The sequence below is a fragment of the Rhizobiales bacterium NRL2 genome (genome assembly GCA_001664005.1).
Lineage (GTDB): Bacteria > Pseudomonadota > Alphaproteobacteria > Minwuiales > Minwuiaceae > Minwuia.
Map to the genome: position 1 here is coordinate 2969319 of CP016093.1, position 25468 is coordinate 2994786.

The 25468-nt window shown below is 66.8% G+C and carries 22 protein-coding genes and 1 other RNA gene; 11 read left to right on the plus strand and 12 right to left on the minus strand.

Going from position 1 to position 25468, the window contains the following annotated elements; translation table 11 throughout:
* The 3 genes from TEF_13810 to TEF_13820 all read left to right on the plus strand — a co-directional run bounded on the left by TEF_13810 (position 1) and on the right by TEF_13820 (position 2488).
* On the plus strand, positions 1-918 hold the full coding sequence (locus TEF_13810) for a hypothetical protein (GenBank protein ID ANK81753.1): 918 nt from the start codon (positions 1-3) through the stop codon (positions 916-918).
* A gap of 110 nt (positions 919-1028) precedes the next feature.
* The gene (locus tag TEF_13815) at positions 1029-1784 is read left to right on the plus strand and encodes a molecular chaperone DjlA (GenBank protein ANK81754.1); all 756 of its coding nucleotides are present in this window, start codon (positions 1029-1031) and stop codon (positions 1782-1784) included.
* Positions 1785-1801: 17 nt separating this feature from the next.
* Positions 1802-2488: a hypothetical protein gene (locus TEF_13820; protein ID ANK81755.1), complete on the plus strand. Its 687-nt coding sequence runs from the start codon at positions 1802-1804 to the stop codon at positions 2486-2488.
* 7 nt (positions 2489-2495) lie between these two features.
* Here the strand turns inward: TEF_13820 and TEF_13825 are convergent, their stop codons facing one another.
* Positions 2496-2687: a hypothetical protein gene (locus tag TEF_13825; GenBank protein ID ANK81756.1), complete on the minus strand. Its 192-nt coding sequence runs from the start codon at positions 2685-2687 to the stop codon at positions 2496-2498.
* Between the two features lie 168 nt (positions 2688-2855).
* On the opposite strand from TEF_13825, the gene TEF_13830 reads away from it, so the two are divergent.
* Entirely contained in the window at positions 2856-3770 is a 915-nt protein-coding gene (locus TEF_13830; GenBank protein ANK81757.1) for a hypothetical protein, read from the plus strand.
* A 35-nt stretch (positions 3771-3805) separates the two neighbouring features.
* An RNA gene (gene rnpB, locus TEF_13835) (RNase P RNA component class A) lies at positions 3806-4189 on the plus strand.
* A gap of 49 nt (positions 4190-4238) precedes the next feature.
* On the opposite strand, the gene TEF_13840 is transcribed toward rnpB, so the two are convergent.
* Both TEF_13840 and TEF_13845 read right to left on the minus strand, forming a co-directional pair.
* On the minus strand, positions 4239-4535 hold the full coding sequence (locus TEF_13840) for a hypothetical protein (protein ANK81758.1): 297 nt from the start codon (positions 4533-4535) through the stop codon (positions 4239-4241).
* 79 nt (positions 4536-4614) lie between these two features.
* The gene (locus TEF_13845) at positions 4615-9249 is read right to left on the minus strand and encodes a hypothetical protein (protein ID ANK81759.1); all 4635 of its coding nucleotides are present in this window, start codon (positions 9247-9249) and stop codon (positions 4615-4617) included.
* A gap of 424 nt (positions 9250-9673) precedes the next feature.
* On the opposite strand from TEF_13845, the gene TEF_13850 reads away from it, so the two are divergent.
* Together TEF_13850 and TEF_13855 are read left to right on the plus strand one after the other, a co-directional pair.
* Entirely contained in the window at positions 9674-10654 is a 981-nt protein-coding gene (locus tag TEF_13850) for a hypothetical protein (GenBank protein ANK81760.1), read from the plus strand.
* The gene (locus tag TEF_13855; protein ANK81761.1) at positions 10647-11087 is read left to right on the plus strand and encodes a hypothetical protein; all 441 of its coding nucleotides are present in this window, start codon (positions 10647-10649) and stop codon (positions 11085-11087) included. Before TEF_13850 ends, TEF_13855 begins: the two co-directional genes overlap by 8 nt.
* Here TEF_13855 and TEF_13860 read toward each other — a convergent pair.
* The 3 genes from TEF_13860 to TEF_13870 are packed head-to-tail and all read right to left on the minus strand — an operon-like array spanning position 11084 to position 16395.
* Complete coding sequence (locus TEF_13860) at positions 11084-14572, minus strand: methionine synthase (protein ID ANK81762.1); 3489 nt, start codon at positions 14570-14572, stop codon at positions 11084-11086. The genes TEF_13855 and TEF_13860 overlap by 4 nt on opposite strands.
* 30 nt (positions 14573-14602) lie before the next feature.
* On the minus strand, positions 14603-15493 hold the full coding sequence (locus TEF_13865) for a methylenetetrahydrofolate reductase [NAD(P)H] (GenBank protein ANK83484.1): 891 nt from the start codon (positions 15491-15493) through the stop codon (positions 14603-14605).
* A gap of 11 nt (positions 15494-15504) precedes the next feature.
* Complete coding sequence (locus TEF_13870; GenBank protein ANK83485.1) at positions 15505-16395, minus strand: hypothetical protein; 891 nt, start codon at positions 16393-16395, stop codon at positions 15505-15507.
* 303 nt (positions 16396-16698) lie between these two features.
* On the opposite strand from TEF_13870, the gene TEF_13875 reads away from it, so the two are divergent.
* From TEF_13875 to TEF_13890, 4 genes are read left to right on the plus strand one after another with little or no spacing between them, the layout of a single operon-like run.
* Positions 16699-17541, plus strand: coding sequence for a hypothetical protein (locus TEF_13875; GenBank protein ANK81763.1), 843 nt, complete (start codon positions 16699-16701; stop codon positions 17539-17541).
* Positions 17538-18134, plus strand: a complete 597-nt coding sequence (locus tag TEF_13880) for a hypothetical protein (protein ID ANK81764.1) — start codon at positions 17538-17540, stop codon at positions 18132-18134. The genes TEF_13875 and TEF_13880 overlap by 4 nt, the downstream gene beginning before the upstream one ends.
* Positions 18134-18901: an NAD-dependent deacetylase gene (locus tag TEF_13885; GenBank protein ANK81765.1), complete on the plus strand. Its 768-nt coding sequence runs from the start codon at positions 18134-18136 to the stop codon at positions 18899-18901. The genes TEF_13880 and TEF_13885 overlap by 1 nt, the downstream gene beginning before the upstream one ends.
* Positions 18898-19341 carry a GNAT family acetyltransferase gene (locus TEF_13890; protein ANK83486.1) on the plus strand — a complete coding sequence of 148 codons (444 nt, stop codon included), beginning with the start codon at positions 18898-18900 and terminating at the stop codon, positions 19339-19341. Before TEF_13885 ends, TEF_13890 begins: the two co-directional genes overlap by 4 nt.
* 16 nt (positions 19342-19357) lie before the next feature.
* Here the strand turns inward: TEF_13890 and TEF_13895 are convergent, their stop codons facing one another.
* The 6 genes from TEF_13895 to TEF_13920 all read right to left on the minus strand — a co-directional run bounded on the left by TEF_13895 (position 19358) and on the right by TEF_13920 (position 25455).
* The gene (locus tag TEF_13895; GenBank protein ID ANK81766.1) at positions 19358-20056 is read right to left on the minus strand and encodes a phosphate regulon transcriptional regulatory protein PhoB; all 699 of its coding nucleotides are present in this window, start codon (positions 20054-20056) and stop codon (positions 19358-19360) included.
* Positions 20053-20802, minus strand: coding sequence for a phosphate transport system regulatory protein PhoU (locus TEF_13900; protein ID ANK81767.1), 750 nt, complete (start codon positions 20800-20802; stop codon positions 20053-20055). Before TEF_13900 ends, TEF_13895 begins: the two co-directional genes overlap by 4 nt.
* A 32-nt stretch (positions 20803-20834) precedes the next feature.
* A complete protein-coding gene (locus TEF_13905) occupies positions 20835-21605 on the minus strand; it encodes a phosphate ABC transporter ATP-binding protein (GenBank protein ID ANK83487.1) in 771 nt (256 codons plus the stop codon).
* Positions 21606-21668: 63 nt separating this feature from the next.
* Positions 21669-22964, minus strand: coding sequence for a phosphate ABC transporter, permease protein PstA (locus tag TEF_13910; GenBank protein ANK81768.1), 1296 nt, complete (start codon positions 22962-22964; stop codon positions 21669-21671).
* Complete coding sequence (locus tag TEF_13915; protein ID ANK81769.1) at positions 22957-24339, minus strand: phosphate ABC transporter permease subunit PstC; 1383 nt, start codon at positions 24337-24339, stop codon at positions 22957-22959. The genes TEF_13910 and TEF_13915 overlap by 8 nt, the downstream gene beginning before the upstream one ends.
* An 87-nt stretch (positions 24340-24426) precedes the next feature.
* The gene (locus tag TEF_13920) at positions 24427-25455 is read right to left on the minus strand and encodes a phosphate ABC transporter substrate-binding protein (GenBank protein ANK81770.1); all 1029 of its coding nucleotides are present in this window, start codon (positions 25453-25455) and stop codon (positions 24427-24429) included.
* Between the last annotated feature and the right edge of the window lie 13 nt (positions 25456-25468).

Below are 25468 nucleotides of genomic sequence, written 5' to 3' on the forward strand. Positions count from 1 at the left end.
ATGAACGACTGGATCGCCATCGGCGAAGCGGTGCTGCCGATCTTCGGGCTTGTGGCGCTCGGCGCGGTGCTGAAGCAGCTGCCGCTGCTCGACGACAAGGGCTGGGCGGCGATCGACCGGATCGTCTACTGGGTGCTGTTTCCCGCGCTTCTCTTCGGCGCCGTGTCGCGGGCCGATTTCGGCAGTCTCGACCCCGGACCGATGGCCCTGGGCATGATCGCAACCGTGCTGCTGGTGACCTTTCTGGCCTTCCTGTTCGCCCGCCGGCAGGGCGCGGGCCGCCCGGCCCGGGCATCCCTGGTGATGGGCTCGATCCGCTTCAACACCTTTCTCGGCGTCGCCATCGCCGGGCAGTTCCTGGGGGAAACCGGGCTGGCGCTGACGGCGGTCTGCATCGCGGTCATGGTGCCGACCGTGAACGTGATCAGCATCTGGGCGCTGCAGCGGGGCACGCCCGGCGGCGGCATGGGCCGGACCCTCGGTGCGCTTCTGACCAATCCGCTGATCATCGCCTGCCTGCTGGGAGCCGTAGTCAACCTCGCCGGCGGCGAACCCGAACCGGTGCTGATGACGGCGATCGGCATTCTGGGCGACGGCGCGCTGCCCCTGGGCCTCATCGCCGTCGGCGCCGGCCTTGCCTTCGAGACGCTGCGGCGGGAATCGGCTCTGCTTGGGGCCGGCGTCGTGCTGAAGATGCTCGTCCAGCCCGCGATCGGTTTCGGCCTGCTGCGGGCCGCCGGTCTCGAGGGTCCGGAACTGCTGATCGCGGTGATGTGGCTGGCCCTGCCGGCGGCGCCGTCGTCCTATGTGATGGCCCGGACACTGGGCGGAGACGCGCCGCTGATGGCGACGCTGCTGACCGTCCAGCTGGTCCTGTCGGCGGCGAGCCTGCCCATCCTGATCGGCCTGCTGGGCTAGCGCTGCCGGGAAGATTGATATCCGTCACCGGGCGGACAATCCGACGCTTCCGGAACCGAAGGCAAGCCGCTAGTGTGCGTATGCGAAGGGGGTAACGGGCTGCGGACGTCATGAGTATCTGGGGGAAGTTGATCGGCGGCGGACTGGGGTTCGCCTTCGGGGGTCCGATCGGGGCGCTGCTGGGCGGCGTCGCCGGCCACGCGGTCGACCGCTACCGGGAGACCGAGGAAGAGCAGGACCAGGAGGCGCTTGAAGACGGGCGCCCCGCCGCGACCAAGCAGATTGCGTTCACCATCGGCGTCATCGTGCTGGGCGCCAAGATGGCGAAGGCCGACGGGGTCGTGACCTCCGACGAGGTCGCGGCCTTCCGGGAAGTCTTCCAGGTGCCGCCGGACGAGTTGAAGAACGTCGCGCGCGTTTTCAACCAGGCCAAGCAGGACGCCACCGGCTACGAACCCTACGCCCGCCAGATCGCCGGCATGTTCAAGGAAGATCCGGAGGTTCTGGAGGATCTGCTGGCCGGCCTGATGCATATCGCGCGGGCGGACAACGTGATCCACCCGAACGAAGTGGCCTTCCTGAAATCCGTCGCCGAGATCTTCGGCATCAGCGCCGGCGACTACCGCCGCCTGCACGCCACCTATCTCGGGCCCGATGGCGAGGATCCCTACGCCGTGCTCGGCATCTCGGGCGACGCCACGGACAGCGAGGTCAAGGCCGCCTATCGCAGCCTGATCAAGAAGAACCATCCTGACCGAGCCATCGCCCAGGGCATGCCGGAGGAGTTCGTCGCCGTGGCCAACGAGAAGCTGGCCCGGATCAACGAGGCCTATGACCGGATTTCGAAGGAACGGGGCCTGGGCTGACGTCCCCGGACCGCGCCATGGACGAACGTCCCTCCCCCAATCACGATGACCGACGCGGCCGCGCGGTCGACATGATCGTCATTCACTATACGGGGATGAGATCGGCCGCGGACTCTCTGGCCAGGCTCTGCGACCCGGCGGCGAAGGTCTCCGCGCACTATCTGATCGATGAACAGGGCGGCGCCAGCCGCCTCGTCGCGGAGGACCGGCGCGCCTGGCACGCCGGGGTGGCCTGGTGGGACGGGGAAAGCGACATCAACGCCTGCTCGGTCGGCATCGAACTGCAGAATCCCGGCCATGAATTCGGCTACCGGGCCTTTCCCGAACCGCAGATCGCCGCGCTGATCGCCCTGACGGCCGATATCGCCGCGCGCCAGGAGGTGCCGGCCGCGCGGATCCTGGGGCATTCGGACGTCGCGCCGACACGCAAGACCGATCCCGGAGAGCTGTTTCCCTGGGAGCGGCTGGCGGAAGCAGGGCTGGGACTGTGGCCCGAGGCCTGGGACCCCACGCATGCGGTCGATCCGGACGGGGTGCGGTCCGCGCTGGCCCGGATCGGCTATGGCTGGCTGTCGGGCCCGGACGCCGACACCGCGGCGGTCATCCGCACCTTTCAGCGTCACTGGCTGCCGGAGCGGGTCAGCGGCGAGGCGGATGCCGATACGCTTCTTCGCATCGGCAACATCGCCCGCCACATGAAGTGAACTGACGTCAGGAAAAGATACGGCCGACGGACTGCCGGAAACGCCGCAGGCCTGCCAGGGTGATTCGCGCACGTTCGGCACGGCCGCGCTGCAGATAGACGTCGATATTCCGCATGGCGTCGTCGACGATCGCCGCATTCTCCTGCGGGCTGCGGTTCAGGTCATTGATCTGATTGACATCGATGGAACGATATTCCACGGCACTTCTCCTTCTCGGTAGGGCGGGAGCGCCTTTGCCGTTCCCGCCTTGCATCTGTTGAAGCGGAATATGGTTCGCTGCCGGGCCATTGACAAAGGACCTTTTCTCACCAGATTGATGAACTGAATTCATCTTTAATCTGATGCTGCAAATGCGAAGGAGACAGAAGTGCCCCGGCGGCTGCCACCCCTGAACGCGTTGCGGGCCTTCGAAGCGGCGGCCCGGCACCTCAGCTTCGCCCGCGCCGCCGACGAGCTCCATCTCACGCCATCGGCGATCAGTCACCAGATCAAGTCCCTGGAGGACCAGGTGAGGGTGAAGCTGTTTCAGCGATCCGGGCGAAAGGTGACGTTGACCGACGCGGGCGCCCGCTACTACCCGGCGTTGCGCCAGGCCTTCGACCGGATGAACGAGGCGACGGAGGAACTGAAGCAGTCCGACGTGCTGGGATCGCTCACCATCAACGTGCTGCCGACCTTCGCCATCCGCTGGCTGGTGCCGCAGTTGAGCGACTTTCAGCGCCGGCACCCGGAAATCGAGGTCCGGATCACCACCAATGTCGAGACCATCGACTTCAACCGCTCCGAAGCGGATGCAGCGGTGCGCTTCGGATCCGGCAACTGGCCCGGTCTGACGGCGCGGCTGCTGATGACGGAGGAGATCGTGCCCGTCTGCAGTCCGAAGCTGCTGGAAAACGGTCCGCCGCTGAAGACCCCCGCCGATTTGAAACACTACCAGTTGCTGCACGACGTCAACCGTCCCGACACTTGGCGGCGCTGGCTGCTGGCCGTCGGCGAGACCTCGATCGACCCCGACCGGGGACTCAAGCTGGAGACGACGAACCTCGCCGTTCAGGGCGCCATTCAGGGCCTGGGCATCGTGCCCGCCAACCCGTCTCTGGTGAAACCGGAGCTGGAGGCGGGCACGCTGATCGAGCCCTTCGCCTACCATCTGCCGGTCGAGAACGGCTACTACCTCGTCTATCCCACGGGCCGCGAACAACGGCCGCGGCTGAAGGCCTTCGAGGACTGGCTGATCGAGATGGCGCAGCGTTTCAACACCGAGGTCATCTCACGGATTTGACGACGGCGCGCGGAAGGCATAGATACCGCGCGGCGTCAGGCGGCCGGATGGCCGCGGCGGGCTGCGGCCCGCCGAGGAAAGTCCGGGCTCCACGGAAACACGGTGCCGGGTAACGCCCGGCGGGGGCGACCCCAGGGAAAGTGCCACAGAGAGCAGACCGCCGGCCTTCGGACCGGCAAGGGTGAAAGGGTGCGGTAAGAGCGCACCGCGGCGCTGGCGACAGCGCCGGCATGGTAAACCCCACCGGGAGCAAGATCGAATAGGGACGGCCGGCCCGGCAAGCGGGCAGAAGCGTTTCCGCTTCGCCGTCCGGGTAGATTGCAGGAGGCGCCGGGCGACCGGCGTCCCAGATGAATGGCCATCCAGCCCCGGACTCGGTCCGGGGCGGACAGAACCCGGCTTACAGGCCGCCTGACGCCGCCTTCACCGCAATCGCTACTGAAATTTCAGGGATTCCCCCCGAACGGCCTACTTGTTGCCCTTCTTGAAGGCGTTGTCGTTCGGATCGTTGTTGGGATTGTTGGACGTGCCGCCGCCGCAGCCGAAGCCGCCACCCTGGCCGTTGCCGCCGCCACGGCCGAAGCCGACGCCCGGCCCGCTGCCGCAGCCGCCGCTGGGGAACGCCGCGCGGGCGGTATCCAGGCGGGTGACCGTCGGCGCTGCATAGAGAGCCGCCGCGCCAAGTCCGAGACGGGTCAGCGCCGCGCGGCGGGAAAGGCCACGCTTCTGTTCGCTGTCACGGTTCATGTCAGTCATGCTGTCCATACTGTATAGATGTGTATGCAGGAAACAATGAACAAGCGGTTATTGTCAAACGATTGACCCATGTAGCCGCGCCCGCGCATCAGATCGTGAACAGCAGGTTGTTGTCGTCGTCGAAGACATCGACGTCGCCGCCGTTCTGCGAGAGCGCCAACGCTTCGTTGATGGTCAAGCCACCGGCGTCCATCAGGTTCAGTTCCGTCACCGCGCCGGCGTCGAAGGTGATCGACCCATTGCCGTCGACGAAGGAAACCTTCGTCAGTCCACCACCGAGATCGTCGAAACTGAGCTCGCCCAGGCCGGATACGCCGAGGATATTCAGCACGTTGCCGGCCCCGAAGTCCTGGATCACGTCGTCATTGGCTTCCAGATCGGTGCGCCTGGCGAACAGGTAGGTGTCCTTCTGGTTCGCGCCGCCGAGCAGGGTGTCGGAACCGTTGCCGCCGTCGAGCGTATCGAAGCCGACATTGCCGCGCAGATCGTCATTGCCGTCGCCGCCCCGCAGGATGTCGTCGCCCTCGTCGCCGATGACGAAGTCGTCGCCGGCGCCGCCGTCCAGCTCGTCGCGGCCGGCATTGCCACGCAGCTTGTCGTTGCCTCCGCCGCCAAGGATCGTGTCGTCGGCGCCCATGCCGAAGAGTTCGTCGTCGCCCTCGCCGCCGTCGATGAAGTCGGCGCCGCCATCGGCGTTGATGAAGTCGGCGCCATCGCCGCCGAACAGCCGGTCGCCGTCGAGACCGCCGCGGAGCTGGTCGTCGCCCTCGCCGCCTTCGATGGTGTCGGCGCCGTCATTGCCGCGCAGCACGTCGTCGCCCAGGCCGCCGAAGATCAGGTCGTCGCCGTCCTCGCCGTCGGCGAAATCGTTGCCGGCCCCGCCATGCAATTCGTCGTCGCCCGCATTGCCGCGCAGGTTGTCCGCGCCGGCTTCGCCATGAAGGGTGTCGTTGCCGGCGAAGCCGCGCAGGAAGTCGTCGCCCTCGCCGCCCTCGACCACGTCGTCACCGCCGTCGGAGACGAGGAAGTCGTTGCCGTCGCCGCCGAACAGGAAGTCGCCGTCATTGCCGCCGCGCAGCACGTCATCGCCGTCGCCGCCGAGCACGGTGTCGATGCCGGCGTCACCGCGGATGGTGTCGTTGCCGCCGTCGCCGGAGGCCTCGTCATCACCGGAGCCGGCCTCGATGAAGTCGTTGCCCAGGCCACCGAGAACGCGGTCGGCGCCGCCATTGCCACGCACGGTATCGTCGCCGTCGCCGCCGTCGACGGTATCGTCGCCGGCATTGCCGAACACCCGGTCATTGCCGGAACCGCCGAAGACGCTGTCATTGCCGTCGCCGCCCTCGACGAAGTCGTCGCCGTCGCCGCCGTCTACCGTGTCATGGCCCTCGTCGCCCTTTACGGTGTCGTGGCCGGCATCACCCGACAGCACGTCGTCGCCGAAGCGGCCGCGCAGGGTGTCGTTGCCCTCGCCGCCCGAGACCACGTCGTCATCGGCGTCGCCGTCCAGGAAGTCGGCGCCAAGGCCGCCGATCAGCGTATCGCGGCCGTCGCCGCCCTTCAGCGTATCGTCGCCATCACCGCCGTAGAGTTCGTCGTCGCCGGCCTCGCCCAGGATCGAGTCGCTGCCGCTCCCGCCGTAGATGGTGTCGTCGCCGAAATTGCCGCGCAGGAAGTCGTCGCCCTCGTCGCCATGGACGATGTCCTGACCATCGCCGCCTTCCATGGTGTCGTTGCCGGCGCCGCCATAGGCCGTGTCATTGCCGTCAGCGGCGTTGACCGAGTCGTCGCCGAGTTCGGCGAACAGCAGGTCGTCGCCCTCGTTGCCAGCCACGAGGTCATTTCCGGACCCGCCATAGACAGTGTCGTTGCCGGCATTGCCCTCGACAAAATCGTCGCCCCAGCCGCCATAGACCGTATCGTCGTCGTCGAAGGCGCAGACCGTGTCGTTGCCTTCGCCGCCGAACAGCAGGTCAAAGCCGTCGCCGCCAAAGACCCAGTCATTGCCGGCGCCGCCGAACTGGGTGTCATTGCCGTTGCCGCCGCCGACGAAATCGTTGTTCGGGCCGTCGCCGGCTACGAAGAGCGGCAGACCCGAGAAGATCACCGCGCCGGTGTAGACATTGCCGCCGTTCGGGCGCGCGCCGCCTTCCTCGTTGTCCTCACCGTAGATATCGGCGACGCCGAAATTCGCGCCACCGGTCTGGTAGCCCTGGAAGTGCGCCGGGTCGAAGGTCAGTTCGCCTTCCGAGGCGTCGGTGACCGCGCCATTGAACTCGATCGCCTCGACGAAGAGGTTGCGGTCCTCGTCGCACTTCTCGGGGCCGAACGAGTTCTCCTCGGTGACGCCGTCCCAGGCGTCGTTGAGCATGTCGATGCGGACCTCGCCGGCGCGCTGCTCCAGCGTGAGGCCGGAAATGTCGAAGCTGTAGGCGTCCAGCGACTCGGTCACGGTCACCGTGCCGACCACGACGCCGCCGACCGAGACCTGCATCTCGGGAAACACGCCGTCGAGCGGAGAGCCGTGGGCGTGAACGATCAGGGTGTTCGAGTCCTCGTAGGACGCGCCTCCGCCGTCGCCGAACAGCAGGTCGTTGCCGTCGATGCCGCGGATGTCGTCATTGCCGCCGCCGCCGATCAGGGTGTTGTCGCCGGCGCTGCCGGTCATGGTGTCGTCGAAGTCCGTTCCGACGACGCCCTGGATGCCGGTCAGTTGCAGTTCGTTACCGTCGGCGTCGACGGCGCGGTCATTCTGCAGCGCTGCGACAATGCCGCCTCCGGCGCTCTCGAACGTGATGAAGTTCGCGCCCCCGCCGCCGTCGATCGTGTCGGCGCCGCCAAAGCCGTCGATGGTGTCGTCGCCGGCGCCGCCTTCGATGACGTTCGCGCCGGCGTCGCCGATCAGGATGTCGGCGTGATCCGAGCCACGAAGGTTCTCGACGCCGCTCAGGCTGTCGATCCAGCCGTCGCCGTCCTTCTCCGCAATACCTTCGGCGAGGCTGACGATGACGGTGCCCTGGGCGCCGGAATAGTCCGCCGTATCGACACCGTCGCCGCCTTCGAGCACATCGGAGCCCCGTCCGCCCGCCAGAACGTCGTCGCCGGCGCCACCGTCGATGGCGTCATGGCCGTCGCCGCCGACAAGAACGTCGTCGCCCTGCTCGCCGGCAATGGCGTCATCGCCGCAGTCACCGAAGATGGTGTCGTCGAAGTCGCCGCCGGCCGGCGTGGCCGTCAGGCGATAGAGATAGTAGTCGCTGGAATCGCTGGCCCCGTCCGGCGTCCCGTCGGAATAGGGCAGCGCAGTCAGTTCCAGTGCGGCGAAGGCGCCGAATCCGCCGATGCTGACCACTGCGACGCCCGGAATGCCGCCCAGGTCGTGGTCGTTGGTCACATCGTCCGGACCGAAGGTGCCGCGCGCGATTTCGTTGCCTTCCGCATCGAGGGCGCGCCATTGGCCAACCTCGCCGCCGCTCTCCCCGGGGATGAGATGGGTCAGGGTGATCTCGGCGCTCTCGACCGGCTGCTCGAACTCGGCCAGCAGCGCTTCGGACGCGCCAGTCGCGGCATGGTTGATCTGTCCCGAAACCGGCGAGCCGCCCGCAACGCCGATGCCGTTGGGATCCTGGGAAACCGTCGCCGCACCGCCGGAAAGATCGGTTGCGGAGAGCGTGACGCCGTTGGCCGTGAAGTCGGCGATCGTCGCCTCGGCGGTAAACGGCTCGGCCGGGGCGCCGGACGCGCCGGCGTCACCGAAAATGCTGTCGGCGCCCTTGCCGCCGTAGAGCAGGTCATCGCCCTCGCCGCCCTCGATGGTGTCGTCGCCGCCCTGGCCGAACAGCTCGTCGTCGCCGACGCCGCCGGTCAGGTACTCGTCGAAATCGATGGAACCGCTGTCGTTCGACAGGCCGTCGAAGGCTTCGTCGAAGTCATGCTCTTCCGCGGCATGGTCGGAGAGCGGCAGGTCGCCGCGCTCGACCCCGTCCTTGATGATGAAGAGTTCGCCCTCGCCGGGACCGGCCTCGGGGTCGGCGTTGTTGCCGGCCTTGACCGCCAGCGCGATCAGCTCGCTGCCGGGATAATTCAGTTCGACGAAGGCCTGCAGGGGCAGGTCGTCGGGATCATGGATGGCGTCCCCGCCGTCGGGGAAGCCCTCGACCTTGACCTTGGCGATCCCGCCCTCGCCGTCTTCCAGATAGAGGACGACATTGGAGAGCGCCTTGTCGAAGGTCGGGAAGTGGTCGCTGGCGGGGCCGTCGTCGCAGCCGCACGGGTCGTCTTCATGACCGCCGCCAACGCCGCCGCCATACCCGCCGGAGCCTTCGCCCGAGCCCGGGGAGCCGCTGCCCGCTGCGCCCGAGCCTTCGCCGGATCCGCCGTACCCACCGGAGCCATTCGAACCGCCGGAGCCACCGCCACCGCCGCCGGAAGCGTCAGAGCCCTTTGATCCCTTCGAGCCGTCGGAACCTTTCGAACCGCCGGAGCCATTCGAACCGCCGGAGCCACCGCCACCGCCACCGGAAGCGTCAGAGCCCTTTGACCCCTTCGAGCCGTCGGAACCCTTCGAACCGCCGGAGCCACCGCCCCCGCCGCCGGAAGCGTCAGAGCCCTTCGACCCCTTCGAGCCCCCGGAACCCTTCGAACCGCCTGAGCCCCCGGAACCCTTCGAATCCTTGTCCCAGGCGGAACGGTATTCGTCTTCGTCGCGGTAATTGTTGGACATGGTTCGGTTCCGGCTCAGATCGTTACATTATTCAACAGCTTGCGCTCAACCAAGCAATGCACGTGCCACGCCGGGGCATCCCGTATCGCGGGAATTCCGGCGCTGTGAATACGCGCCCTGCAACCAAGGCACGACGCGAAAACCCGGTCGGAACTGCGCGATCAAATCGAGACCGCTCACGAAACGCCTTTCAACACATTGAAAAACTTGAATTCTTTGTCCTTGTCAAAGATGTTCGATCAACTCGACCTGCCCTCCGGAGTTGCCGGTCAACATTGGCCGACGGGTCTGGGCGATCCGAAGCCTGTCCACAATTGGAACAGATTTCGGCCTCTTTTTGGGTGCGAAAAGGCGCTTTCCAGCGGGCGGCCGATCGTTGGCCTGCGCGATTGCAATCCATCCCGAGTGGAACGAAACTGCAACAATGACCAGCCGGGCCGACGAGGCGATCAGCATTGCAGGCGAGATTTTCGGCCGCCCCGTCGACCGTGTCGACCGCATGGTCGCATCTTCGGTCCGGGCGATCCGCCTCTGCAGCGGCAGCGAGACCCTGATCGCCGCGCGGCGCCCCAGCGAGGACCGCGCCGCGCTGGAGGCGGCCGTTCTGACGGGCCTTTCCGAACACGGCGCGCCCGTGCCCGGCCTCATCGCGCAGCGCGGCCGCTGGGTCTTCCAGGAAGATCTTCCCGGCGAACGTCTGAGCGTCGCCCTCTGGAATCCGGCGCATGACACCCAGGCATCACTGCAGCGGGCGCTCGATACGCTGGCCGGCATTCACGAGGCGGGCCGCCTGGCCGGACTGGACCGGCGCGTTGCGCGCCTCGGCACGGCGACGGACTGGCGGCGACGGCTGGCCGGCATGCCCGAACGGCTGGCCCAGGCCAGCGGGATTGCCCTGCCGGGCTACGACCGCACCGCCCTGGCCGACCGGCTCGCGCCGCGGGCGTTTGCGCTGGTGAAGTGGGACGCCCGGCCGGCCAACGCCATGCTTTCGTCCGATGGCGCAATCCGCTGGTTCGACTGGGAGCACTGCGGCTGCCGCGATCCCCTGGACGATGCGGCCTGGCTGCTGGGCGACGAGTACCTGCCGGAACTCGCCGGCGCCGCGCTGCTGGAACATGCGGTCGAGCGGATCGCCGGCAACGCCGGCGGTGCGCGGGACTACCTGCTGGCCATGACCGTGCTCCACATGTCCGTGCGCCTGGCCCTGATCCTGGAGAAGCGGGATGGTCATGGCGGCTGGCGGGACTGGGAGACCTGTCTGACGCTCGACAAGGTCGGCAGCACCGCACCCGCCTTCCGGCGCACCGCCGCGCGCGCCGGCCGCTGGGCCGTGCAGAGCCCCATTCTCGCCCCATTGGCGCCATTCTTCGAAGCCCTCGCCGACTGGACGCCCGATGCGTGACGGCGACGAGCGGCTGGACGGCATCGCCCTCGCCCGCGGCGTGGTGCGCCTGCTCGCCGAACGCGACCTGCCGTCGATCACCGAGGTGCGGCTGAAGAACGGCCGCCGCGCCGATGTCATGGCGCTCGCCCGGGACGGCGAGATCTGGATCGTCGAAGTGAAATCCTCGATCGCGGACTACCGATCGGATTCCAAGTGGGGCGACTATCTGGAGTTCTGCGACCGCTATTTCTTCGCGGTCCCGACCGACTTCCCCGCCGAACTGATCCCGGTTGAATGCGGTCTGATCGTCGCCGACGCCTTCGGCGGCGAGATCGTGCGTCACGCCCCCTTGGAACGGCTTTCCGGGGCGCGGCGAAAGGCGGTCACGCTGCGATTCGCCCGCATGGCCGCCGCGCGCCTGCTCGCCCCGCCGCCGGGCACGTCAGCCTAGACCGAGAAGTACTTCGCCTGCGGATGCAGGACAACGATGGCCGAAGTCGACTGCTCGGGGTGCAGCTGGCCCTCCTCGGCCATCTCCACGCCGATGTCCTCGGCGTGGAGCAAGTCGAGAATCTGCGACTGGTCCTCCAGGTTCGGACAGGCCGGATAGCCGAAGGAATAGCGCGAGCCGCGATAGCCCTGTTTCAGCAGCTTGACCGGGTCCGGATCGTCCTCGTCCGCATAGCCGAGCTCACCCCGGATGCGGGTGTGGACGTATTCGGCCATGGCCTCGGCCATCTCCACCGAGAGACCGTGCAGGTAGAGATAGTCCTGGTAGCGGTCGTCCGCGAACCACTGGCGCGCCACGTCGGAGGCCCTGGAGCCCATGGTCACGAGCTGCAGGCCGATGACGTCGCGCTTGCCGGTGTCGACGTCGGGGAAGAAGTCGGCGATGCAGAGCCCGCCCTCGCGGCGCTGCCGGGGCAGGCTGAAGCGCGCCACCTCCCGGTTGCCGCCCGGTTCGAACATCAGCAGGTCGTCCTTCTCGCTCGCCGCCGGCCAGTAGCCGTAGACCGCCCGGGGCTGAAGGATGTCCTCCTCGATGGTCTGCTCCAGCACGCGGTGCAGGATCGGCCGCACTTCCTTCGCCGCCCATTGACGGTATTCCTCGCGGTCGCGGCCCGCCTTGCGGAAGCCCCACTGGAACTGGAACAGCATGGTCTCGTTGAGGAAGGGCAGAAGCGTCTTCGGCGAGACCTTCTCGATGGTGCGCGCGCCCCAGAAGGGCGGCTCCGGCGGGGTCTGGTCGGCATGCAGCTCGCTCCGCCGCACGCGGATCTCGTCATAGTCGATCGGCCGCTCGGCGCCTTCCGACGGCCGGCCCACGGACTTGCGCGACGACGGTCGCTTGGCGCGCGTTTCCTTCGCCTGCTCGACATGCTCGCTGAAGCGGCCATGGCGGACATCGTCCATCAGCTTCAGCCCGTCGAAGGCGTCGCGGGCATAGGCGACGCCGGCCCCGCCATAGGCCTCGTTGCAGTCTTCCTCGACATATTTCCGGGTCAGCGCGGCCCCGCCCAGGATGACCGGCAGGGACAGCTCCCGGCGGGCCATTTCCTCCAGGTTCTCGCGCATGATCACGGTCGATTTCACCAGCAGGCCGGACATGCCGATGGCGTCGGCCTTCTCCCGTTCGGCGGCTTCCAGGATGCTCTCGAGCGGCTGCTTGATGCCGAGATTGACCACCTTGTAGCCGTTGTTGGTGAGAATGATGTCGACCAGGTTCTTGCCGATATCGTGGACGTCACCCTTGACGGTGGCGAGGACGATGATGCCCTTCTCCTGGCCCTCGATCTTCTCCATGTACGGCTCGAGATGGGCCACGGAAGCCTTCATCACCTCGGCGGAGCGGAGCACGAACGGCAACTGCATCTTGCCGGCGCCGAACAGTTCGCCGACCACCTTCATGCCGTCCAGCAGGAAGTTGTTGATGATTTCCAGCGGCGGGTGCTTCGCCATGGCCTCGTCGAGATCCTCGGCCAGCCCCTCGGCGTCGCCGTCGACGATGCGCAGCTTCAGCCGCTCCTCGACCTCGGCAGGGCGCTCGCGCACCTCCTTGGCGGCCTTGCGGTCCTGGAACAGGGCCATGAAGGCTTCCAGCGGGTCGGTCTTGCCCTTTTCGCGCCGATCGAAGATCAGGTCCTCGGCGGCCTGCACCTCCTCCTCCGGGATCTTGTGCAGCGGCGTGATCTTCGAGGCGTGGACGATGGCTGCGCTCATGCCGCGCTTCTGCGCATGCTCCAGGAAGACGGAATTGAGCACGTGCCGGGCGACCGCGTTCAGGCCGAACGAGATGTTGGAAAGTCCCAGCACGATCTGGACTTCCGGCAGTTCCTTCGCGATCCGCTCGATGCCGTCCAGGGTCCAGACGCCCAGCTTCCGGTCGTCCTCGTTGCCCGTGCAGATGGTGAAGGTCAGCGGATCGATGATCAGGTCCGAGGGCGGCAGGCCGTGCTTGTTGACCGCGAAGTCGTAGAGCCGCTTCGCGATGCGCAGCTTTTCATCGACGGTCTTGGCCATGCCCTCTTCGTCGATGGTGAGCGCGATGATCGCGGCGCCGAACTTCCGCGCCAGCTTCAGGCGCTCGGCCGCCGGCTCCTCGCCATCCTCGAAGTTGAACGAGTTGATGACGGCCTTGCCGCCATAGAGCTTCAGGGCGTCGCCGAGGACGTTGATCTCGGTGGAATCGACCACGATCGGTACGGTCACCCCGCCGCGCATCCGGGTCATGATCTCGGTCATGTCCCTGGATTCGTCGCGGCCGACGAAGGCGGTGCAGAGGTCGATGGCGTGACTGCCCTCGCGCTCCTGATCCCGGCCCATGGCGACGCAGGCGTCGTAGTTCTCTTCCGCCTGCAGTTCGCGGAACTTCCTGGAGCCATTGGCGTTGCAGCGCTCGCCGATGGCGAGCACGGCGTTTTCCTGACGCAGCGTGGTCTGGCTGAACAGGGAAGCGATAGACGGCGTCCACTCCGGCTGGCGCGGCTTCGGCGCCGGACGGCGGCGGTTGCGGCCCAGTTCGCGCAGCATCTGGTCCAGGGCGGCGATGTGCTCCGGCGTCGTGCCGCAGCAGCCGCCGACCATGTTGACCCCCTCCTCGTCGACAAAGCGCCTGAGCCAGCGCGCCAGCTCCTCGGGGCTCAGCGGATAGCTGGTCTGGCCGTTCACCAGCTCGGGCAGCCCGGCGTTGGGCTGCACGGTGACGGGTATGTCCATGCTCGAGGTCAGATAGCGGACATGCTCGGCCATTTCCTTCGGGCCGGTCGCGCAGTTCAGACCGATGGCATCGACCGACATGGCCTTCAATATCGTGGCGGCGGCGGCGATGTCGGCGCCGACGAGCATGGTGCCGGTCGTCTCCACCGTAACCTGAACCATGATCGGCACGTCCTTGCCGGCGCGCTCTCGCGCGGTCTTGGCCCCGTTGACGGCTGCCTTGACCTGCAGCGGATCCTGGCAGGTCTCGATCAGCAGGCCGTCGACGCCGCCGGCCAGCAGACCCGCCGCCTGCACGGTCAGCGCGTCCTCCAGATCGTCATAGCCGACGTGGCCGAGGCTCGGCAGCTTCGTGCCCGGTCCGATGGAGCCCAGCACATAGCGCTTCTGTTCCTTCGTCGTCATCTCGCGCGCCACCTCGCGCGCCAGCTCGGCCGCGCGGCGGTTGATCTCCTCGGCCCGGTCCTGCAGGCCGAATTCGGCCAGGGTGATGGCGGAGCCGCCGAAGGAGTTGGTCTGGACGATGTCGGAGCCGGCCTCGTAGTAGCCGCGATGGATTTCGCGGACCATGTCGGGCCGGGTCAGGTTCAGGATCTCGGTGCAGTTCTCCTGACCGTCGTAGTCCTTGTCGATGTCCAGGTCCATCGCCTGAACCCGGCTGCCCATGGCGCCGTCGCACAGCAGGACCTCGCCCCGAAGGGCTTCCAGGAATTCATTCATATGGATTGTGTTCCTTGCGGGGTCGGATGTTCAGCGCGCCGCCGAGGCGGCGGCGACGGCGGCCTCGGACTCGGCAGTGCCGGCCAGCCGCTTGCAGATCTCCACCGTCAGATCCGACTTGTTCAGCGTGTAGAAGTGGAAGGAGCGGACGCCGTGGCGAACCAGGCGCGCGCAGAGTTCGTGGGCGAGATCGACCGAACGCTTGCGACGGTCCTCGATCTGCTCCAGCCCGTCATAGGCGGCGACCACCATCGGCGGCACCACCGCCTCACACTGGGCCGCGAAACGCTGCACCTGCTCAATGTCCCGGATCGGCAGGACACCGGGGATGACCGGCTTGTAGACGCCGGCGGCGGCCAGCCTGTCGCGGTAGCGCAGGAAGGAATCCGCGTCGAAGAAGAACTGGGTGATGGCGCGGTCGGCGCCGGCGTCCAGCTTCGCCTTCAGGTTCTCCAGATCGGCCTCGGGCGTCGGCGAATCCGGATGCTTCTCGGGATAGGCCGCCACCGAGATGTCGAAGTCGTGGATCTTCTTCAGGCCCGCCACGAGTTCGGCGGCGTTGGCATAGCCCTCGGCGTGCGGCCTGTAGGGACCTTCATCGCGGGAATCGCCGCGCAGCGCGACGATGCGGCCGATACCGTTGTCCAGAAAGGTCCGCGCCGCCGCGTCGACGGCCTCGCGGCTCTGTCCCGCCGCGGTCAGGTGGGCCGCGCCCGGCGAGCCGCTCGCCTCCTGTACCGCCAGCACGGCGTCCAGCGTGCCGGTCTGGTTGGAGCCCCCGGCGCCGTAGGTGACCGAGCAGAACTCCGGATCCAGCGGCTGGAAGGCCGCGGCCGCGCGGGATATTCCCCGCCAGCCCGCTTCGGTCTTCGGCGGGAAGAACTCGAACGAGAAATCGAGCCGGTCGAGGCCGGTCGGCATGACGTTCATCTTCATTGCCCCTGCTTTCCCTGATTGCCTGGTTTCACGGCCGACCAGATGCCGACCGGCAGCGGGCGGCCGGAGAGCTTGACGCTCTCGCCGGTTTCCAGCCCCGCCGTTTCGAACCAGCTTTCTATTTCCTCATCGCTGAAGCCGAGCCGGCGATGCGCCTGCTCCGTCTTCAACTGCTCCATGTCGTGCGGCAGCAGGTCCGCGATGACCAGCCGCCCGCCGGGCCGCAGCACACGCGCGGCCTCCCGCACCACGACGTCGGGATCGTCCAGGTAGTGCAGCACCTGATGCGCCGTGATCAGGTCGAAACTGCCCTTGCCATATGGCAGCCGGCGGATGTCCGCCTGCCGCACCTGGACGTGCTCGAAATCCGGCCGGTCGATCGCCTGACGGGCGACACCAAGCATCTCGCTGTTGATGTCGACGCCGATGGCGGTTTCCGCGCGGCCGGCCAGGATCGCCAGTAGACGCCCCGTACCGGTGCCGAGATCCAGCATGTCGCCAAGCCGGCCCCAGCCCAGTATCGCGTGCAGCGCCGTCTCCACCTCCCGCTCCGAGACCTGGAGCCGGGTCATCTCCGACCAGTGCTCGGCGTTGCGGGAGAAATAGCTCTGGGCAACGGCGCGGCGGCGATTCCTGACCTCCTCCAGCCGTTCCAGAATCTCGGAGGTCTCGCCCTCCTCGATGTCGAGAAGTTCGTCGATCAGACGGCCGAGCGGCGCCACGCCGCCCTGCAGCGCCAGCCGGTACATGACCCATGTCCCCTCCGCATAGCGGTTGAGGAGGCCGGCGTCGCACAGCACCTTCAGATGGCGGGAGACCCGGGGCTGGCTCTGTCCGATGATCCAGGTCAGTTCCGAAACGGACAGTTCGCAGCGCCGGCAAAGCATCAGCAGGCGGAGCCGCGTGGGGTCTCCAGCCGCCTTCAGGGCCTCGATCAACTCGGCCGAGGACAGCTTTCCCGCCGTCGTCTCTGCCTCGTCCGGGGCCTCATATTGCCAGCTCAATGCCATGGTCAGGCTTATATAAAAATATCTTTATATCATCAAGCATGATCTTAGTTGCAGGAACACAACAGCGCCCGACCGGTGTCGGCGCCCGTCGGTCCCCCGTAGCGACGGCAGTTTGTGTCGTGCTAAACAACCGCCTGGTACTGGCGTGACCGCCTTCCTGCCAAGCGGTCGCAACAGCGTATGGAGTTGGGATCGATGGTCGGGAAGATGTCCGGGCGCCTGACGCGGATCGGGTTCGCTGCGTTGCTGCTCGCGGCGGCCGGCGCATGCGCCGGCATGCCCGATGAGGGCAATGACCGGGAGGCCCGGATCGAGGCGAACGATCCGCTCGAGCCGTTCAACCGCGCCATGTTCAGCTTCAACCGGTCTCTCGATGCCTATCTGCTGAAACCGGTTGCCGAAGGCTACGTCGCTGTGATCCCGCGTCCGGCGCGGACAGGCATCCGCAACGCCCTGGACAACCTCAATGCGCCGATCGTCTTCATGAACGATCTGCTGCAGGGCGAACTTGAACGCGCGGTCGTGACCCTCACCCGCTTCGCCTTCAACAGCACGCTCGGCATGGGCGGCCTGGTCGACTTCATGGCCGAAGGCGGCATGGAGGGGCATTCCGAGGACTTCGGCCAGACCCTGGCGGTGTGGGGCGTGCCCGAAGGTCCCTACCTTGTGCTGCCGCTGCTGGGTCCCCGCCCGCCCCGCGACCTGGCCGGGTTCGCCGTCGACAGCGTGGCCGACCCGTTCAATCGCTACATGCGCGGCCAGGACCATGGCGAGGCCGTGTACGCGCGCACCGGCATCGACATGATCGACCAGCGATCGCGCGTGCTGGGCAAGTTCGAGGAGCTGGAACGCACCTCGCTGGATTTCTATTCCGCCGTGCGCAGCAGCTATCGCCAGCGCCGCGAGATCGCCATAAACAACGGTCAGGCTGACCCGCAGACTGACCTCTACAATCTGCCTCCGCTCGACGATCCGGCGGCGGACGGCGACGCATCCAGCAAAAAAGGGAGCAATGCCGAATGATCGGGCGTCTTGTTTCACCTGTTGCGGCGGTTCTCGTCGTTGTAGCCGCATTCCTGTCCCCTGCCGTGGCCCAGGAGCCGCGGGAACTGATCGAGGAACTGGGTGGCGAGGCCATCCGCGTTCTTGCCAACGAGGACGCCTCGGAAGAGCAGAGGCAGGCGCGTTTCGAGGCGCTGTTCCAGGAAGGCTTCGATGTGCCCCTGGTGGCGCGCATCGTGCTCGGCCGCTACTGGCGCTCGGCCACGCCCGAGCAGCAGGAGGAGTATGTCGACCTGTTCTACCGCTACATCGTCGACACCTACACCGCCCGGCTGAACGCCTATTCCGGCCAGACTTTCGAGGTCGTCGGCCAGCAGCCGTTCAGCGACGACGAAGTGCTGGTCAAATCGCTGATCAAGGAGCCGGGCGGCCCGGCGCTGAAGGTCGACTGGCGGGTGCTGACCCGCGAGGGCGAGGCGCGCATCGTGGACGTCATCGTCGAGGGCGTCAGCATGGCGATCACCCACCGTTCCGAGTTCGGCTCCGTCATCAGCAAGACAGGCAATGTCGAGGCCCTGCTGGAACGGCTGAGGGCCCAGACCGGGCAAGGCTGATGGTCGAGGCCTTCCCCGATCGCCGCCGGGTGGAGGCGCTGCAGCGCCTGATCGACGACGCCCGGCGCATCGTCTTCTTCACCGGCGCCGGAATCTCCACTGAATCCGGCATTCCCGACTTCCGCTCGCCCGGCGGGCTCTGGACGAAGTATCAGCCGATCGACTTCCAGGATTTCGTCCGCTCCGAGGAGATGCGCCGCGAATCCTGGCGGCGCAAGTTCGCCATGGAAGGCTCATTCTCGGCCGCCGAGCCCAATCGCGGCCACCGCGCCGTCGAGAAGCTGGTCCGCGCCGGCAAGGCCAGCGCCGTTATCACCCAGAACGTCGACGGCCTGCACCAGGCATCGGGCGTGCCCGACGACAAGGTGATCGAACTGCATGGCAATTCGACCTACGCCAAATGCCTGGACTGCGGCGCGCGCCACGAACTGGATCCGATCCGGGAAGCCTTCCAGAAGGACGAGACCCTGCCGGCCTGCACCTTCTGCGCAGGCGTGGTCAAGACGGCGACGATCTCCTTCGGGCAGAGCATGCCGGTCGACGAGATGCGGCGCGCCGAGCAGGAAACGCTGGCTGCGGACCTGTTCATCGTCCTGGGCTCCTCGCTTGTGGTCTACCCGGCCGCCGGCTTTCCCCGCATCGCGCAGCAGAACGGCGCCGGCCTGGTGATCCTGAACCGGGAGCCGACGGATCAGGATCCCATCGCCGACCTGGTCATGCACGCGGAAATCGGCCCCACCCTGGGCGATGCCGTGGGCGTCAACTGAGCGTGGAGGTCGCGCTGCGCCCCTTCGCCGAAACGGACCGCGCCGCCGTCGTCGCGCTGTGGCATGCGGTCGGGCTCACCCGCCCATGGAACGATCCTTCCGCTGACATCGACCGCGCCCTCGGCCAGGAGGCCGCGACCCTTCTGATCGCCGAGCACGCCGGCGCGCTGACCGGCACGGTCATGTGCGGTTTCGACGGCCACAGGGGCTGGATCTACTATCTCGCCGTGGCGCCCGACCAGCGCCGCCGCGGCCTCGGCGCCCGGCTGATGGCCGCGGCGGAAGACTGGCTGCGCGAGCGCGGCTGCCCGAAGGCGGAACTGATGGTCCGCAACGGCAATGACGACGCCGCAGCGTTCTACCGGGCGCTGGGCTATGACCGCCAGCCCGTCACGGTCCATGCCCGCTGGCTGATCGAGCCGCCCGCCGCACCGGAGTGACCGGCACGGCCGGCCCCTACCCTTCGGCCCGCGGCGGCTCGAAGGCATAACCTGCCGAGCGCACGGTGCGGATGACGTCCGGCGCGTCGCCGGCGTTCACCGCCTTGCGCAGGCGACGGATATGGACGTCGACCGTCCGCTCCTCGACCTCCGCGTCCCGTCCCCATACGGCGTCCAGAAGCTGGGCGCGGGAGAGCACGCGGCCCGGATGCTCCATGAAATGCCGCAGCAGACGGAACTCGGTGGGGCCGAGATGGACCGCCTCGCCCTCGCGCATCACCTTGTGGGCGGTCAGGTCCAGCTCGATGGAGCCATGCACGATGCGCTGATCCGCCAGGATCGGACGCACCCGGCGCAGCACGGCGCGCAGCCGGGCAATCAGCTCGTTGATGGAGAACGGCTTGGGCACGTAGTCGTCGGCGCCGGCGTCGAGGCCGCGGATACGGTCTTCCTCGGCGCCGCGGGCGGTCAGCATCACCACGGGCAGATTGCGGAATTCGACCTTGCGCCGGATCTGGCGGCAGACTTCCAGACCGGAGACATTGGGCAGCATCCAATCCAGCAGCAGGATGTCAGGCAGTTCCTCGTCGAGGCGATTCATGACTTCGCCGCCATCGAGCACCGTATCGACCCGGAAGCCGGCGGCGCGGAGGTTGTATTCCAGAAGCTCAACGAGGCTTTCCTCGTCCTCCGCGATGAGAACATAGGGGTTCATGGCGTCTCCGTGGTCACCGCCCCGTCGTCGGAAACATCCGTCAGGCTGGTGACATCGCGCTTCGGCCGTTCGGCCTCGATCTGGTGGCCGGTGGCGGTGAAGTAGATGCGCTCGGCGATGTTGGTCACCAGATCGCCCATGCGCTCGATGTTCTTGGCGACGAACAGCAGGTGCGCCGCGGCCGAGATGTTGCGCGGATCCTCCATCATGTAGGTCAGCAGTTCGCGGAAGAAGCTGTTGTAGAGTTCGTCCACTTCCTCGTCCGCGGCCCAGACCTTCTCCGCCAGTTCGTCATCGCCCTGGACGAAGGCCGTCAGCGCCTGGTCCAGCATCCGCTGCACCCGTTCGGACATGCGCGGCACGGTGGTCAGCGGCGCGATCGGCGGCGACTGGTTGATGACCAGGGTGCGCTTGGCGATGTTCTTGGCGTAATCGCCCAGGCGCTCCAGATCGCCGGCGATCTTGATCACGGAGACCACGAGGCGCAGGTCGCCCGCCACCGGCTGGCGGCGGGCCAGGATGTTGACGGCCAGATCGTTGACCGTCTCCTCCAGTTCGTCGATGCGGACATCCTGGACGATCAGGCGCTCGGCGGCGTCGCTGTCGCGTTTCGTCATCGCGCGGATGGCGCCGGAGAGCTGCGCTTCGACCAGCCCCCCCAGTTCGAGGATCAGGTTGTTGAGTCTTGTCAGTTCCTCCTCGTAGGAGGAAACCGTATGCGGCGTGCTGGGTTCGTGGCTGGCCATGTGACGCGCCTCCAATGAATCCGTTGCCCGGGTCAGCCGAAGCGACCGGTGATGTAGTCCTCGGTGCGCTTGTCCGACGGCGCGGTGAAGATCGCATCCGTCGGCCCGACCTCGACCAGATTGCCCAGATGGAAGAAGGCTGTGCGCTGCGAAACGCGGGCGGCCTGCTGCATCGAGTGCGTGACGATGACGATGGTGTAGTTCTCGCGCAGATCGTCGATCAGTTCCTCGATGCGGGCCGTCGCGATCGGGTCGAGCGCCGAGCAGGGCTCGTCCATCAGGATCACTTCCGGCCGGACGGCGATGGCGCGGGCGATGCAGAGGCGCTGCTGCTGGCCGCCGGAAAGACCGGTGCCAGGCTCGTCGAGGCGTTCGGCGACCTCGTTCCAGAGACCGGCGCGGCGAAGCGAATCCTCGACCAGATCCCGCATCTCGCTCTTGCTGGAAGTCAGGCCGTGGATGCGCGGGCCGTAGGCGACATTCTCGAAGATCGACTTCGGGAACGGGTTCGGCTTCTGGAACACCATGCCGACGCGCGCGCGAAGCTGCACCACGTCCATGCGGGGGTCATGGATATCCTCACCGTGCAGCTCGATCGAGCCTTCGACGCGGCACCCTTCGATGACATCGTTCATCCGGTTGATGCAGCGCAGAAAGGTCGACTTGCCGCAACCGGACGGCCCGATCAGCGAAGTGACCTGGTGTTCACGGATGTCGACGCTGACGTCGAACAGCGCCTGCTTCTCGCCGTAGAAGACATTGACGCCGCGGGCGCGGACGGCGGTCCTTGCCTCGTCCGTCATGTCGGCCTCGGCTGCGCCGATGTCAGCCCTGGGAGCCGCTTCATTCATGTCCGTTGCCTTCTTCTACCATTTCCGTTGGAAGCGCTGGCGCAGCAGCACGGCGATCAGGTTCATGGAGATCAGGAAGCCGATCAGCACCAGAATCGCGGCCGAGGTCCGGGCGACGAAACCGCGTTCGGGACTGTCCGCCCAGATGAAGATCTGCGTCGGCAGCGCCGTCGCGGGGTCCATCAGACCGCCCGGGTCCGAGGTAATGAACGCGTTCATGCCGATCAACAGCAGCGGCGCGGTCTCGCCCAGCGCCTGGGCAAGGCCGATGATCGTGCCGGTCATCGCGCCCGGCATGGCCAGCGGAATGACGTGGTGGATCACCACCTGGTGGCGCGAGGCTCCGACGCCGAAGGCGGCCTCGCGGATCGACGGCGGCACCGCCTTCAGCGCCGAACGCGTGGCGATGATGATCGTCGGCAGGGTCATCAGTGACAGCACCATGCCGCCGACCAGCGGCGCCGACCGCGGCAGGCCGAAGAACTGCAGGAACACCGCGAGGCCAAGCAGACCGAAGACCACCGACGGCACGGCGGCGAGATTGTTGATGTTGACCTCGATCAGATCGGTGAACCGGTTCTTCGGCGCGAACTCCTCCAGGTAGACGGCGGACGCGATGCCGACGGGGAAGGAAATCAGAAAGCACACGAGGAGGGCGTAGAACGAGCCCGTGATCGCCCCGGACAGGCCCGCCATCTCGGGGAAGCGGCTGTCGGCCTCCGTGATCAGCGACCAGTTGACCGGGGTCGAGAAACGGCCCTCGGCCTCCAGGCGGTCGTACCATGCGATGACCTGGTCGGTGACGATGCGCTGGTCCTCGGGCACGTCGCGGGTGATGACGCCCTTGTTGAACTGATCGATCGGGTCCGATGCCGGCAGGGAGACCCGGATGGTCTGTCCGATCAGGTCCGGATCGGAAATCACCCGGTCCCGCAGGACATAGGGCGCACCGGAACTCAGGATGCCGGCCGCCGCGCGGCGCTCCCGCGGATTGTCGACGTCCGGGAACAGCTCCAGGAAGCTGTCCTGAACGATGGCCCGCCAGTTGCTGCGATAGAGGTCGTCGCGATTGATCTTTGCCGGGTCGACATGGACCTGGAAGTCGATCCGTGTCTGAAAGAAGGCCTGCCCGCCCGACCAGACAAGCGATCCGATCAGGATACCGAGCAGCAGCACCGCGAAACCGATGGCGCCCAGACCATAGGCCTGCATCCGGCGGTTAGCGGCATGACGGCGGCGGATCCGCCGGCTGGCGGCGTCGGTCTTGTCCAGCAGGCTGCCGGCCCGTGCGTCCATGGTCCGATTACTCATATTTTTCCCGGTATTTGCGGACAATCCGAAGGGCGACGACGTTCAGCATCAGGGTTGCGGTGAACAGCACCAGACCGAGCGCGAACGCCGCGAGCGTCTTGGGGCTGTCGAACTCGGTGTCCCCGATCAGCAGGGTGACGATCTGCACGGTCACCGTGGTGACCGCCTCGAACGGATTGACTGTCAGCTTAGCGATCAGGCCGGCGGCCATGACCACGATCATGGTCTCCCCGATGGCGCGGCTCACGGCGAGCAGGAAGCCGCCGACAATGCCCGGCAGCGCCGCCGGGATCAGCACCGACAGGATGGTTTCCGCCTGGGTGGCGCCGAGTCCGTAGGATGCGTCACGCATCGATTGCGGGACAGCGGCGAAGGCGTCGTCGGACAGCGAGGAGATGAAGGGAATGATCATGATGCCCATGACCGCGCCGGCGACCAGGGCGCTGTTCGGCGCCATGTCGAGCCCGATGGCATCGCCCAGGCTCCTCAGCGCCGGGGCCACGGTCAGCACGGCGAAGAAGCCGTAGACGACGGTGGGGATGCCGGCGAGAATTTCCAGTATCGGCTTGACCACGCCGCGGAACCGGGGACTCGCATACTCCGCCAGATAGATGGCGCTGAGCAGGCCGACCGGCCCGGCCACCAGCATGGCGATGAAGGCGATCAGGATCGTGCCCAGGAAGACCGGAATGGCGCCGAACGCGCCCGCGGCCGCGACCTGATCCTCGCGGATCGGGATCTGCGGCTCCCAGTTCAGCCCGAAAAGGAACTCGTAGAAGGGCACCCGTGAGAAGAAGCGGAAGCTCTCGAACAGCAGCGAAAAGATGATGCCCAGCGTGGTCAGGATGGCGACCACCGAGCAGAAGATCATCAGCCAGGTCAGGATGCGCTCGACGCCATGGCGTGCGCGGAAGCCCGCTGCGATCCGCGACCGCGTGAGGACAAGCGCGCCGAGCGCGCCCGCCAGCACGACCACCAGCATCGCCATGTCGGCGATGTCGTGCCAGCGGTTGTAGCTTTCGGCGGCGTCGAGCACCGCCCGGCCCGGCTCGCCGAAGATGCGGCCGCCGGCGATGGACTTGATCTCGCTGACGATCAGGTCGATCTGGCCCTCGCCCTTGCCGGCGAGCAGTTCTTCCGGCAGCGAGGCCAGAAGCAGCTGATCCACGACCGGGCCCTGCAGCGACAGCCAGATCAGGACCAGCACGAGGACCGGGAGGCCGACCCAGAGCGCGACATAGGCGCCGTAATAGGCCGGCAGGGAGTGCAGTCCGATGCCCCGGCCCTGGGGGCTGACGGCGACCGCCCGGGAGCGGCCCAGAAAATAGCCGGCCGCGGCAATGACGACGATCGCGAGGAAGGCATATTCATACATCGTCGGTATGTTCCAAAGAATAGTCGGTGTCGCGCAGGACGGCGGCGAAGGGAAGGGAGCCGCAACTCCCTCCCCCCTTGCCGGATATCACGAACCCTGGAAGCGCGTGAACTGCTTGCCGTTCAGAACGGCGTCCTGAAGCTCCTCACGGCGAGCATCGTTGAGCGGGACAAGGCCACGCTCGTTGAGGTAGCCGCCCGAGGTCAGGGCCGCATCGCTCATGTACTCCTCGATGAACTCGCTGAGACCCGGGATGACCCCGCGGTGCGCGTTCTTGACGTAGAAGAACAGCGGCCGCGAGACGCCGTAGTCGCCGGACTCGATGGTCTCGAAGCTCGGGGCCACGCCGCCGATCTGCGCGCCCTTCAGCTTGTCCTGGTTCTCGTAGAGGAACGAGAAACCGAAGATGCCGAAGGCGTTCGGATCAGCCTCGAGACGCTGCACGATCAGGTTGTCGTTCTCACCCGCCTCGATGAACGGGCCGTCCTGGCGCATGCGCGAGCAGACCGACTTGTGGTCGTCCTTGGACAGAGCCTTGACGGCGTCGAAGGACTCACAGCCCTCTTCCATGACCAGCTCGACCCAGGCGTCGCGGGTGCCCGAAGTCGGGGGCGGACCGTAGATCGTGATCTCCTGGTCGGGCAGCGAAGAGTCGATCTGGCTCCATTTCGTGTAGGGGTTGTCGACGATCTTGCCGTCGACCGGAACCTGCGCCGCCAGGGCCAGGTAGAGCTGGTCCTTGGTCACGTCCAGGTCGGGGCCCTTGCGCGAGCTGGCGAAGGACAGGCCGTCGAAGCCGATCATCGCCTCGGAGACGTCGGTGACGCCGTTTTTCTGGCAGTTCTCCCACTCGGACTTCTTCATGGCGCGGGAAGCGCCGGTAATGTCCGGATGGCCCTCACCGATGCCGCCGCAGAAGATCTTCATGCCGCCGCCGGTGCCCGTCGATTCGACGACCGGGGCCGGATTTCCGGTCTTGTTGGCGAACTCCTCGGCCACGGCCTGGGTATAGGGGAACACCGTCGACGAGCCGACGATGCTGATGCGGTCGCGGGCTTCGGCCACGCCGGCGAATGTCACGGCCAGACCGGCCGTCAGTACGAGTTTCCTGAGCACCTTGTTCCTCCAT

Coding starts and splice junctions, on each gene's coding strand:
- TEF_13860 (ANK81762.1), bottom strand. CDS start 14,572: ATGAATGAATTCCTGGAAGCCCTTCGGGGCGAGGTCCTGCTGTGCGAC.
- TEF_13900 (ANK81767.1), bottom strand. CDS start 20,802: ATGGCCAGCCACGAACCCAGCACGCCGCATACGGTTTCCTCCTACGAG.
- TEF_13845 (ANK81759.1), bottom strand. CDS start 9,249: ATGTCCAACAATTACCGCGACGAAGACGAATACCGTTCCGCCTGGGAC.
- TEF_13820 (ANK81755.1), top strand. CDS start 1,802: ATGGACGAACGTCCCTCCCCCAATCACGATGACCGACGCGGCCGCGCG.
- TEF_13865 (ANK83484.1), bottom strand. CDS start 15,493: ATGCCGACCGGCCTCGACCGGCTCGATTTCTCGTTCGAGTTCTTCCCG.
- TEF_13840 (ANK81758.1), bottom strand. CDS start 4,535: ATGGACAGCATGACTGACATGAACCGTGACAGCGAACAGAAGCGTGGC.
- TEF_13810 (ANK81753.1), top strand. CDS start 1: ATGAACGACTGGATCGCCATCGGCGAAGCGGTGCTGCCGATCTTCGGG.
- TEF_13880 (ANK81764.1), top strand. CDS start 17,538: ATGATCGGGCGTCTTGTTTCACCTGTTGCGGCGGTTCTCGTCGTTGTA.
- TEF_13910 (ANK81768.1), bottom strand. CDS start 22,964: ATGAGTAATCGGACCATGGACGCACGGGCCGGCAGCCTGCTGGACAAG.
- TEF_13885 (ANK81765.1), top strand. CDS start 18,134: ATGGTCGAGGCCTTCCCCGATCGCCGCCGGGTGGAGGCGCTGCAGCGC.
- TEF_13855 (ANK81761.1), top strand. CDS start 10,647: ATGCGTGACGGCGACGAGCGGCTGGACGGCATCGCCCTCGCCCGCGGC.
- TEF_13895 (ANK81766.1), bottom strand. CDS start 20,056: ATGAACCCCTATGTTCTCATCGCGGAGGACGAGGAAAGCCTCGTTGAG.
- TEF_13905 (ANK83487.1), bottom strand. CDS start 21,605: ATGACGGACGAGGCAAGGACCGCCGTCCGCGCCCGCGGCGTCAATGTC.
- TEF_13850 (ANK81760.1), top strand. CDS start 9,674: ATGACCAGCCGGGCCGACGAGGCGATCAGCATTGCAGGCGAGATTTTC.
- TEF_13875 (ANK81763.1), top strand. CDS start 16,699: ATGGAGTTGGGATCGATGGTCGGGAAGATGTCCGGGCGCCTGACGCGG.
- TEF_13870 (ANK83485.1), bottom strand. CDS start 16,395: ATGCTTTGCCGGCGCTGCGAACTGTCCGTTTCGGAACTGACCTGGATC.
- TEF_13915 (ANK81769.1), bottom strand. CDS start 24,339: ATGTATGAATATGCCTTCCTCGCGATCGTCGTCATTGCCGCGGCCGGC.
- TEF_13815 (ANK81754.1), top strand. CDS start 1,029: ATGAGTATCTGGGGGAAGTTGATCGGCGGCGGACTGGGGTTCGCCTTC.